Genomic DNA, 10,821 nt, shown 5'->3' on the forward strand with positions numbered 1-10,821 from the left:
GGCGGGGGCGGACCCCCGTCCGCCGCCGCCCCTCGGGTGCGGTCTCACGCGCTGCGCAACTGCGCTCCGGTGCGCTCGCCGGCCAGGGCGACGGCGGCGTCGCGGGCCGCGGTGGTCTCCTCGACGGTGAGCGTGCGGTCCGGCGCCCGGAACCGCAGGGTGTAGGCCAGGGACTTGCGGCCCTCGCCCACCTGGGCGCCGGTGTACACGTCGAACAGCCGGATCGACTCCAGCAGCTCCCCCGCGCCCTCGCGCAGCGCCGCCTCGACCCCGGCGACCGGCACCTCGGCGGGCACGACCAGCGCGACGTCCTGCGTGGCCACCGGGTACGCCGACACCGGCACCGCGTCCACCGGGCCGGGCAGCACCGCTTCGAGCACCGTCAGCTCCAGCTCCATGGCGGCGGTGCGCGGCGGCAGGCCGAACGCCTCCACGACGCGGGGGTGCAGCTCGCCCGCGTGGCCGGCGAGCGTCTCGCCCACGTACAGGGCGGCGCACCGGCCGGGGTGCCACGGCTCGTGCTGGTCGGCCCGCACGGTGAGCTGCAGGCCGGCCTCGCGGGCGACGGTGCGGGCGGCCTCGACGGCGTCGGCCCACGAGGCCGGGCGCCCGGCGCCCCACCAGCCCGAGCGGTCCCGCTCGCCGGCCAGCACGACCGCCACCCGCAGCGGCTGCCGGGGCAGCGCCGCGGTGATGCCCGCCAGCTCCTCGTCGGTCGGCCTGCGGTCCACGCCGAGCACCGGCGCGGCGGCCGGGGCGCCGGGCTCGGGCCGGAAGACCAGGCCGGACTCGAACAGCGCCACGTCGGGGAAGCCGCGGCCCACGTTGCGCACCAGGGTCTTCAGCAGGCCCGGAAGCAGGGTGGTGCGCATGTACGGCTCGTCCTCGCTCAGCGGGTTGGCGAGGCGCGTGACCCGGCGGCGCGGGTCGTCGCCGGGCAGATGCAGGGCGTCCAGGTCGCGGGTGCCCATGAACGGGTAGGCGAGCGTCTCGACGTACCCGGCGGCGGCGAGGGCCCGGCTCACCTGCCGGCGCAGCCGCTGCTCGGCGGTGAGCCCGGCGCCGGCGGGGGCCTTCGGCAGCACCGACGGCAGGTGGGCGTACCCCTCCAGCCGGATGACCTCCTCGGCGAGGTCGTTGGGGTCGGTGAGGTCCGGCCGCCACGACGGCGGCGTCACCGTGAGCGCCTCGGCCCTGCCGGGGGCCGCGGGCTCGAGCAGGTCCGCCGGCACGGCCTCGGCCGGCGCCGGCGCGGAGCCGGCGGAGACGACCGTGCAGCCGACCTGCTCCAGGCGCCGCACCACGACGTCGCGGCCGTAGGTCACGCCCGCCACGCGGTCGGGGTGGTCGGACGGGATGGTGATGGACGGCGGCTCGGCCTCGACGGCCGCGTGGGTGACGCCCGGCTCGGCCGTGGCGCCGCCGAACGCGACCAGCATCTGCACCGCGCGCCAGGAGGCGTACAGCGGCAGCTCGCGGTCCACGCCGCGCTCGAAGCGGCGGGACGCCTCGCTGACGAGGTTGTGCCGCCGGGACATGCGGGCGGTGCCGCTCGCCGAGAAGTGGGCCGCCTCGATCACCAGGTCGGTGGACCCGGCGGAGATCTCGGTGGCCAGACCGCCCATGGTGCCGGCCATGGAGATCGGCCCGGAGGAGTCGGTGATCAGGATGTCCTCGGGGTGCAGCTCGCGCACCACGTGGTCGAGGGTCTCCAGCGTCTCCCCCTCGCGGGCGCGGCGCACCACGATCGGGCCGTCGAGGCGGGAGCGGTCGAAGGCGTGCAGCGGCTGGCCGAGCTCGATCATGAGGTAGTTGGTGACGTCGACGGCCAGCGACACCGGGCGCATGCCCGCGCGGACCAGCCGGACCTGCATCCACATCGGGGTCTCCGCCGCCGGGTCCAGGCCGGACACGGTGCGCAGCACGAAACGGTCGCAGGCGGTCGGGTCGTCGATCGCGGCAGGGTGGGACTCCTCGTCGAAGGACGGCGGCTCCACGTCGGCCGGGTCGCGCCAGGGCACCCCGAACGCGATGGCCGTCTCGCGGGCCACGCCGCGGATCGACAGGGCGTACCCGCGGTCGGGGGTGACCTCCAGCTCGATGACGTCGTCGCGCAGGCCGAGCAGCTCCACCACGTCGGCGCCGAGGTGGGTGTCCGGCGGCAGGATCATGATGCCGTCGTGGTCGTCGCCGATGCCGAGCTCGCGGGCCGAGCAGATCATGCCGTCCGACACGTGGCCGTACGTCTTGCGGGAGCCGACCTCGAACCCGCCGGGCAGCACCGCGCCGGGCAGGGCGACCGGCACCCGGTCGCCGACCGCGAAGTTGGTGGCGCCGCAGATGACCCACCGGGGCGCGGCCTCGCCGACCTCCAGCGAGCAGTAGCGGATGGGCTTCTTGAAGCCGGTGAGCTCCTCGACGGACAGCACCTCGCCGACCACGACGTTCTTGATCTCGTAGCCGACCGACTCGATCGACTCCAGCTTCAGGCCGGCCGCGGTCAGCCGCTCGGCGACCTCGTGGGCGGTGACGGCGGGCAGGTCGACGTACTCCCGCAGCCAGGAGAGCGGGAACTTCATCAGGCCTCCATACCGAACGGGAGCGTGAAGCGCACGTCTCCCTCGACCATGTCACGCATGTCCTCGGCGTTGTGGCGGAACATCAGGGTGCGCTCCACGCCGATGCCGAAGGCGAAACCGCTGTAGCGGACCGGGTCCACGCCGCAGGCGACCAGCACCCGGGGGTTGACCATGCCGCAGCCGCCCCACTCGATCCAGCCCTCGGACTTGCAGGTGCGGCACGGCGGGTTGCCCGGCACCGCCGAGGCGCCCCGGCAGACGAAGCAGCGCAGGTCCATCTCGGCGGACGGCTCGGTGAACGGGAAGTAGTTGGGCCGGAACCGGGTCATGATGCCCTCGCCGAACATCACCTCGGCGAAGCGGTCCAGCGTGCCCTTCAGGTGGGCCATGGTGAGGCCCTCGTCGACGGCGAGGCCCTCGATCTGGTGGAACACCGGGGTGTGGGTGGCGTCCAGCTCGTCGGTGCGGAACACCTTGCCGGGCGAGATGACGTACACCGGCAGCGGGCGCGTCAGCAGCGCGCGGATCTGCACCGGGGAGGTCTGGGTGCGCAGCACCATGCCCGAGTCGACCGACTCCACGAAGAACGTGTCGTGCTCGGAGCGGGCGGGGTGGTCGGGCCCGATGTTCAGGGCGTCGAAGTTGAACCACTCGCCCTCCAGCTCGGGGCCCTCGGCGATCTCGTACCCCATGGCCACGAACGCGTCGCCCATGCGTTCCTGCAGCGTGGTCAGCGGGTGGCGGGCGCCGAGCGGGGCGCGGTCCCAGGGGAGGGTGACGTCGACCGTCTCCTCCACCAGCACGCGCTCGTCGCGCTCGGCGATCAGCACGGCCTGACGGGCGGCCAGGGCTTCGTTCACGGCCTTGCGCGCGGCGCCGATGCGCTTGCCCGCCTCGGCGCGCGCCTGCGGCGGCAGGGCGCCGATCTCGCGGTTGGCCAGGGCGATGGGCGAACGGTCGCCCGCGTGGGCCAGCCGCGCCTGCTTCAGCGCGTCGAGGTCGGCGGCCGCTTCGACGGCGGCGATGGCGTCGGCCTCCATGCGCGCCACCTCGTCGGCGTGCAACGGCGTCACCTCGACCGGGTCATAGGTGTTCGACAAGAGTGAGCTCCGTATCCAGGGCATGAGCGGGCACGATTCTAGTGCGGCGGCACGGCGCGGTGGCCGCGGCGCAGGAGGGCCGCCCCCCGGCGTCCCGGCCCGCGCCTGGTCAGGCGAAGTCGGGAGTGCCGGCGGGCATGGTAAATCGGAACTCGGCGCCGCCGCCGGGCGCCCGCTGCACGGTGATCGTGCCGCCGTGCGCCTCGACGAGCCCCTTGACGATGAACAGGCCGAGCCCGGTGCCGCCGCGCCGGCGCGCGTTGCCGCGCCAGAACTGCCGGAAGACGCGCGAGGCCAGCTCGGGTGCGACACCCTCACCCTGGTCACGCACGGACACGGCCACTCCCCACTCGACGGGCTCCACCACTATCGTCACCGTACCGCGCCCGTGACGCACCGCGTTTTCCAGCAGGTTGCCCAGGATCTGGTCGATCTTGTCCTGGTCGAGCCAGGTCTCCGGCAGCTCGCCGCACACGTCAAGGCGGAAACGGTCCGCCGGGTCGCCCGCGGCCACCCGGCCTGCGATGATCTTACGGGCCCTGGCGGGGACGTCGACCACCTGGCGGTGCACCTGGAGCCGGCCGGACTCGATGCGCGAGACGTCGAGCAGCTCGGTGATCAGGCGGGTGACGCGGTCGGCGTCGGAGTTCACCGTCTCCAGCATCACGCGCTTCTGGTCGTCGGTGAAGCGCTCCCACTTGGCCAGAAGGGTGGCGGTGAAGCCCTTGACGCTGGTCAGCGGGGAGCGGAGCTCGTGGGCGACGGTGGAGACCAGGTCGGCACGGCTGCGCTCCAGCCGGGCGCGGGCCGCGGCGCCGCGCAGGGTGACCACGACGCGCACGACGTCGCCGCCGCGCTCGGGCCTGCGGACGAAGCGTGCGGCCACCAGCAGCTCCTGGCCGCCGGGCAGGTACAGGGAACGCTCGGGCTGGCGGGTGCGGATGCGCAGGCCGCGGTAGGCGTCCAGCCACTTCCACCAGTCGCGGCCGTCGTTGTCGCGGAACGGCAGGACGTCGGGGAAGTGCCGGCCCACTGCGTGGGCGGCGGCCACTCCGGTGAGGCGGCACGCGGCGCGGTTGACCGCCACCACCTCGCCGCGGTGGTCGACGACCACCACACCGTCGGGAAGCTCGTCCACCGGGATCGAGCACGCGGCCTCGGTGCCCCGCCGCTGGGTCGATCCGCCGTGCACAACGCCTCCTCGCCGACTACAGGGCCGACAATAGCGGGTTTCCCTCGCCGTCCGGCAGCCCTTGCCCGCCGCCCGCGACCACCCGCGGGCGGGAATCCGGTCACCCCTCAAGGGGTGCTCGCGCCTGTCATGTTCCGCCGGATCAACGATCAGGACGGCCTCCGCGTGCCCGGCGGTCAGCACCGGGCGGCGCGCTGGGCGCGGGCGGAGGCGTACAGGCAGACGGCGGCGGCGGTGGCGAGGTTCAGGCTCTCGGCGCGGCCGTAGATCGGCACGCGGACCACCTCGTCGGCGAGCTCCAGGACGTCCTTCGGCAGGCCCCAGGCCTCGTTGCCGAACAGCCAGGCCACCGGGCCGGACAGGTCGACGTCGTCCAGGGTGCCCTCACCGGCGCCGTCGGCGGCCAGCACCCGCAGGCCGGCGTCCTTGAGGTGGGCGACGGCGGACGCGACGGGCGCGCCGGTGACCACGGGGAGGTGGAACAGGCTCCCGGCGCTGGCGCGCACGCACTTGCCGTTGTAGGGGTCCACCGAGGCGTCGGTGAACACCACGGCCCCCGCGCCGGCGGCGTCCGCCGTGCGCAGCACCGTGCCCGCGTTGCCGGGGTCGCGCACATGGGTGAGCACCGCGACCAGGCCGGCGCCCGGGCGCACGGCCTCGGCGAGCGGCACGTGCACGAACCGGCACACCGCCAGCAGGCCCTGCGGGGTGACCGTCTGGGCCAGCTCGGCCATCACCTCGCCGCTCGCCCCGAACACCGGCACCCCGGCCCGGCGCGCCGCCTCCACGATGTCGCCGTGGCGCGCCTCGGCGTCCGCCGTGGCGAACAGCTCGGTGACGACGTCCGGCGACGCCAGGGCCTCGCGCACCGCCTGCGGGCCCTCGGCGAGGAAGGCGCGGTCACGCTCGCGGAACGCCCGCTTGGCGAGGCGCTTCGCGGCCTTGACCCGCGGGGACTTGGTGTTGGTCAGCTCGGAAACGGCCATGTGCTCCCCTGAGGCGCCCCTGCGCGCAAGGGCGGCGTGAACGAGTGAACGGCCCGCTCCCGGCAGGAGAGCGAGCCGTTCACCGTGGATGACGTGCCTGTGCGGCGAGCCGCGGGTCAGCCCGCCACCGGGGCGTTGACGTCCGCCGGGAGCGCCTTGCGGGCGGCCTCGGCGAGCGCGGCGAAGGCGGTGGCGTCGTTGACGGCGAGGTCGGCCAGCATCTTGCGGTCCACCTCGATGCCCGCGGCCTTCAGGCCCTGGATGAAACGGTTGTACGTGATGCCGTTGGACCGGGCCGCCGCGTTGATGCGCTGGATCCACAGGCGCCGGAAAGCGCCCTTCTTGTCCTTGCGGTCGCGGTAGGCGTAGGTCAAAGAGTGGAGCATCTGCTCCTTGGCCTTGCGGTACAGCCTGGAACGCTGACCACGGTAACCACTCGCCCGCTCGAGGACGACGCGGCGCTTCTTCTTGGCGTTGAGCGCCCGCTTTACGCGTGCCATGGTGATATCTCCCCGGGGGTTCGGTTACTTGCCGAGCAGCTTCTTGATCTTCTTTGTGTCGGCAGCGGACATGACGACCTCGGGCGCGAGACGGCGGGTCAGCGTGGACGGCTTGTGCTCGTTGTAGTGCGCACGGTTCGCGCGACGGCGCATGATCTTTCCGCTCCCGCTGAGGCGGAACCGCTTCTTCGCACCGCTGTGCGTCTTCATCTTCGGCATGTCAGCCGTCTCTCCTCATTCGTCCGTACCGATGTCCCGGGTCAAGCTATCCCAGCCGCAGGCATGGCGACGTAAGCTCTTGACCCGGTACGGTCTCCTGCCGCGTCCCGTCGTGTGATCAGACGGGACCGGTCAACTGCCTTGCTCCGAAGCCGCCTGCTCGGGCGCCACCAGGTCGGTGGCCGCCTGCTCGGACTCGGTGCCACGCGCGCGGGCCGCGGCCCGCTCGGCCTTGGCCTCGGCCTTCTTCTTGTGCGGCCCGATCACCATGATCATGTTACGGCCGTCCTGCTTGGGCTGGGACTCGACGAAGCCGAGCTCCGTGACGTCCTCCGCCAGCCGCTGCAGGAGCCGGAAACCGAGCTCCGGGCGCGACTGCTCGCGTCCACGGAACATGATCGTGACCTTGACCTTGTCCCCCGCTTTGAGGAACCGCACGACGTGACCCTTCTTGGTCTCGTAGTCATGCGGGTCGATCTTGGGCCGGAGCTTGATCTCCTTGATGATCGTGTGCGCCTGGTTGCGGCGCGCCTCACGTGCCTTCATGGCCGACTCGTACTTGAACTTGCCGTAGTCCATGAGCTTGCACACGGGCGGCCGGGCCGTGGCGGCGACCTCGACCAGATCGAGATCGGCCTCCTGGGCCAGCTTCAGCGCATCACCGATGGAGACGATGCCGACCTGCTCGCCGTTCGGGCCGACGAGACGGACCTCGGGCACGCGAATACGCTCGTTGATGCGGGGCTCAGTGCTGATGGGACCTCCTAGGTGCCGGGTAGTCGCCGCGTCTGCTCGCTCGACCGTGCCAGGGCTTTCGCGCTCACAAGCGAAAAGCCCCACACGTCGCGCATGCGGGGCCACTGGGATCCGCGGTCCGCCGACCGTGGAAACCCCCGGAGGTTCCGGAGTGATCCTTTGACCCGCCGGCCTCGCAGCCGGTCAGGTGGGAGGGAGACCTCCGCTTGCGCGTCCAGCAGGCATGCCGGACCGATCAAGCAGCAACGATACCACAACACCCCGGCAGACCTGAAACATTCCCCGGCCGCCCGGGGGTGCGGTCAGTGGGTGAGGGCGGCGCGGCGGCGGATCTCGGCCTCGCCGCCGGCGCGGACCGGGGCCACCGGGACGCCCCGGTGGCCGGTGTACAGCTCCACCTGGCGGACGGCCTGGTGGACGAGCATGCCGTAGCCGCCGATCACCGTGGCGCCCGCCGCGGCCGCCGCACGGGCCAGCGGCGTCGGCCACGGCGCGTACACCACGTCGAACACCGCGGGGACGCCCCGCACCAGCCCGGTGACCTCGTCGGCCGCGCCGGGCGGCAGGGTCGAGACGACCAACTCGGCGTCCAGGGCCGCGAGACCGGCGAAGGTACGCACCGTCAGCGCGACGCCGAGACGCTCGGCGACCCGCTCGGTCTCCCCGGCCCGGGCACGGTCGCGCACCACCAGCACGGCCTCGCGCAACCCGAGCTCGCGCAGCGCCGCCAGGGCCGACGCGGCCGTGGCGCCGCCGCCGAGCACCGCGGCCGAGACGGGGGCGGTGACGCCCTCGTCGGCCAGGGCCCGCACGATGCCGTGCACGTCGGTGTTCTCGCCGTGCCGCGCGCCGCCGGAGAACACCACGGTGTTCACGCCGCCGACCGCGACGGCGAGGTCCGACACGGTGTCCAGCAACGGCAGCACGGCGCGCTTCAGCGGCATGGTCAGCGACAGGCCGGCCCACTCGGGGCCGAGGCCCGCCAGCAGCCCCGGCAGCCGCTCCTCGTCGCACTCGATGGCGTCGTAGCGCCACCCGCGCAGCCCGAGCGCCTCGTACGCCGCGCGGTGCAGCGCCGGGGACAGCGAATGGGCGATCGGGGAGCCGAGCACGGCGGCCCGCCGCTCCATCAGCCACCCCCCTGGCTGCGGTTGAACTCCTCGGCCAGGCGGAAGAACTCCGCCTCCGAGTCGGTGAACTTCGTGATCTTCTTCTTCGGGTCCACGGTCACGAAGTACAGCCACGGGCCGTCGGCCGGGTTCAGCGCGGCCTCGATGGCGTGGTCGCCGGGGTTGCCGATCGGCCCCGGCGGGAGGCCGAGGCGCGCGTAGGTGTTGTACGGCGACTTGCTCTTGAGCTGCTCGTGGGTGGCCGCGATGCCGTACTCGCCGAGGCCGTACATCACCGTGCTGTCCATCTGCAGCTTCATCTGCGGGTCGCGGTTCAGCCGGTTGTAGATGACCCTGGCGACCTTCGGCATGTCCTCGTACCTGCCTGACTCCGCCTGCACGATGCTGGCCACCGTGACGACCTGCAGCGGGGTGAGACCCACCTGGCGAGCACCCTCGACGAGACCGGCCTCCTCGGCGGCGCGGTCGAACCGCTCCACCATGGTCCCGAGCAGGTCCTCCGGGGACGTGCGGGGCGAGACCTCGTAGGTCGCGGGGAAGGCGAAGCCCTCCAGCCTGCCCCTGGCGTACGAGGGGAGACCGAGCCCCTTGGCGTCCTTGGCGGCGTTCTGGAACTCCTTGACCGGGCGGCCGGTCGCGGTGGAGAGCTGCTCGTACACCTGGGACAGGCGCAGGCCCTCGCGGAGCGTGAGGGTGGTCTTCAGGCGGCGGGCGGGGTCGAGGAGCGGGACGGCGTTGACCGCGGCCATGCCCTTGCGGAGCTTGTACTCACCCGGCTGGAGCGACGCGCTCTTGCCGGCGGCGCCGATCGCGTTGACGAAGGCCCGTTCGCTGGCCACCACGCCCTGGTCGACCAGGGTCTGGGCCACCTCGCTCGCGGACTGGCCCTCCTTGATCGTCACGACGACCTCGCCGGTGCCCTGACCGGTGTAGTCCTTGACGGTGGTGAGGCCGCGGATCCAGGTGAAGCCGTAGTAGCCGCCCGCTCCGACCACGCCGACGATGATGATCATGGCGAGGAGGAAGGCGGCGAAACCCTTGCGGCGCTGCCTGCGCTGGCGCCGCCTGCTGCGGGCGCGGGTGGTCCGGGAATTGCGAGACCTGCGCCGGGGACCCTCGTCGTCCTCGGCACCCAGCAGATTGTCGAGGTCCAGATCGCTCATAGGTGCGCTCGCCAATCTCCCGGGCGGACCCGGTCGCCGTCAAGCGGGTGCCGTAAATTGGTGTGACAAGCCCGGCATGGCGGGGTCGGGAAGGCAGGGGCGCAGGTGGCCCGCGTGACGGCACGCGTGCCATGCGCCCTCGGGGGCGCTCCGGCGGGCGCGCACCGCCGGGCGGGGAGCATCAGTGCCGCCTCAGGCGGGCGTGCAGCTCTTCGCGGAATTTCACAAACTCACTCTCTTTGTCAGTGAATTTGGTGATTCTACGCTCCGGATCGACCGTGACGAACCAGTACCAATCACCCTTCGCCGGATAAAGCGCCGCACGGAGTGCCGCCTCGCCGGGGTTGGCGATGGGACCGGGAGGGAGCCCGCGATGGAGGTAGGTGTTGTACGGAGTGTCGCGCTTGATCTCGGCGTGTGACGCCACGATGCCGTGCTTGCCCAGGCCGTACATCACCGTGCTGTCCATCTCGAGCTTGGCACCGGAGGCGAGGCGATTGTAGACGACCCTCGCGATCTTGGGGTAGTCGGCCTCGGAGCCTCCCTCGGCCTGCACGATGCTGGCCACCACCACCACCTGCCGCGGCGTCAGCCGCACCCGCGCCGCGCCCTCCTCCAGCCCCACCGAGGCCGCGGCGCGCTTGAACCGGCGTACCAGGGCCCGCATCAGGTCGGTCGCCGTGGTCTTCGGCTCGATGTCGTAGGTCGCCGGGAACAGGAACCCCTCCACGGCCCCGCCCGCGTACGACGGCAACCCGAGCCCCCCTGGCGCCGCCGCCAGCGCCCGCAGCTCCGCCTCCGGCACCCCCGACCCCTTCGCGAGCCGCGCCACCGTCTCCGAGGCCCGCAGCCCCTCAGGGAGGGTGACCCGCTTCCTGACCCGCGACCGCGACTCCAGCATCAGATCAAGCGCCTGGGCAGCGGCCATCCTCTTCCGCAACCGGTAACTCCCCGGCCGCAACGTCCCCGCCTTCCCCCTCTCCTCCACAACCTGGACGAACGCCCCCCGGCTGGCCACCACCCCCTCCCGCACCAGCACATCCCCGATCTCCCCCGCCGACACCCCCACCGGCACCACCACCACGACGCTCCCCTCGCCCCTCCCCTCGAAGTCCTCGGGCACCAGAAACCCCCGGACCGCCATCACCACCACGACGACCACCGCGACCACCAACCCCCCCACCCCCAGAAGCACC

Annotated in this window: 10 protein-coding genes; all 10 read right to left on the reverse strand. The window is 72.7% G+C overall.

Going from position 1 to position 10,821, the window contains the following annotated elements:
• Positions 1-44: 44 nt before the first annotated feature.
• Positions 45-2,579 (reverse strand): phenylalanine--tRNA ligase subunit beta, encoded by a 2,535-nt coding sequence (locus ABGB17_RS37155; RefSeq protein WP_347638757.1) that lies wholly within the window; start codon positions 2,577-2,579, stop codon positions 45-47.
• Entirely contained in the window at positions 2,579-3,619 is a 1,041-nt protein-coding gene (gene pheS / locus ABGB17_RS37160; protein ID WP_347638775.1) for a phenylalanine--tRNA ligase subunit alpha, read from the reverse strand. Before pheS ends, ABGB17_RS37155 begins: the two co-directional genes overlap by 1 nt.
• Positions 3,620-3,788: 169 nt before the next feature.
• Positions 3,789-4,871: an ATP-binding protein gene (locus tag ABGB17_RS37165; RefSeq protein WP_347638759.1), complete on the reverse strand. Its 1,083-nt coding sequence runs from the start codon at positions 4,869-4,871 to the stop codon at positions 3,789-3,791.
• Between the two features lie 176 nt (positions 4,872-5,047).
• On the reverse strand, positions 5,048-5,857 hold the full coding sequence (locus tag ABGB17_RS37170; protein ID WP_347638761.1) for an RNA methyltransferase: 810 nt from the start codon (positions 5,855-5,857) through the stop codon (positions 5,048-5,050).
• Between the two features lie 116 nt (positions 5,858-5,973).
• Entirely contained in the window at positions 5,974-6,357 is a 384-nt protein-coding gene (gene rplT / locus ABGB17_RS37175; protein ID WP_347638763.1) for a 50S ribosomal protein L20, read from the reverse strand.
• Positions 6,358-6,381: 24 nt separating this feature from the next.
• Complete coding sequence (gene rpmI / locus ABGB17_RS37180; protein ID WP_347638765.1) at positions 6,382-6,576, reverse strand: 50S ribosomal protein L35; 195 nt, start codon at positions 6,574-6,576, stop codon at positions 6,382-6,384.
• Positions 6,577-6,708: 132 nt separating this feature from the next.
• Positions 6,709-7,332: a translation initiation factor IF-3 gene (gene infC / locus ABGB17_RS37185; RefSeq protein ID WP_347638777.1), complete on the reverse strand. Its 624-nt coding sequence runs from the start codon at positions 7,330-7,332 to the stop codon at positions 6,709-6,711.
• A 302-nt stretch (positions 7,333-7,634) separates the two neighbouring features.
• Positions 7,635-8,462, reverse strand: a complete 828-nt coding sequence (locus tag ABGB17_RS37190) for a shikimate dehydrogenase (RefSeq protein WP_347638767.1) — start codon at positions 8,460-8,462, stop codon at positions 7,635-7,637.
• A complete protein-coding gene (mltG, locus tag ABGB17_RS37195) occupies positions 8,462-9,625 on the reverse strand; it encodes an endolytic transglycosylase MltG (RefSeq protein ID WP_347638769.1) in 1,164 nt (387 codons plus the stop codon). The genes ABGB17_RS37190 and mltG (ABGB17_RS37195) overlap by 1 nt, the downstream gene beginning before the upstream one ends.
• A gap of 181 nt (positions 9,626-9,806) precedes the next feature.
• Positions 9,807-10,821 (reverse strand): endolytic transglycosylase MltG (gene mltG, locus ABGB17_RS37200; RefSeq protein ID WP_347638771.1); only part of this gene is annotated, 1,015 nt, incomplete at its 5' end.

Source organism: Sphaerisporangium sp. B11E5, from assembly GCF_039871875.1.
In the GTDB taxonomy this organism is placed as follows: domain Bacteria; phylum Actinomycetota; class Actinomycetes; order Streptosporangiales; family Streptosporangiaceae; genus Sphaerisporangium.

Bases quoted from the DNA above. Each gene is read 5' to 3' on its own strand.
- ABGB17_RS37155 (WP_347638757.1), bottom strand. From the start codon at position 2,579: ATGAAGTTCCCGCTCTCCTGGCTGCGGGAGTACGTCGACCTGCCCGCC.
- pheS (WP_347638775.1), bottom strand. From the start codon at position 3,619: ATGGAGGCCGACGCCATCGCCGCCGTCGAAGCGGCCGCCGACCTCGAC.
- ABGB17_RS37170 (WP_347638761.1), bottom strand. From the start codon at position 5,857: ATGGCCGTTTCCGAGCTGACCAACACCAAGTCCCCGCGGGTCAAGGCC.
- rplT (WP_347638763.1), bottom strand. From the start codon at position 6,357: ATGGCACGCGTAAAGCGGGCGCTCAACGCCAAGAAGAAGCGCCGCGTC.
- rpmI (WP_347638765.1), bottom strand. From the start codon at position 6,576: ATGCCGAAGATGAAGACGCACAGCGGTGCGAAGAAGCGGTTCCGCCTC.
- ABGB17_RS37190 (WP_347638767.1), bottom strand. From the start codon at position 8,462: ATGGAGCGGCGGGCCGCCGTGCTCGGCTCCCCGATCGCCCATTCGCTG.
- mltG (WP_347638769.1), bottom strand. From the start codon at position 9,625: ATGAGCGATCTGGACCTCGACAATCTGCTGGGTGCCGAGGACGACGAG.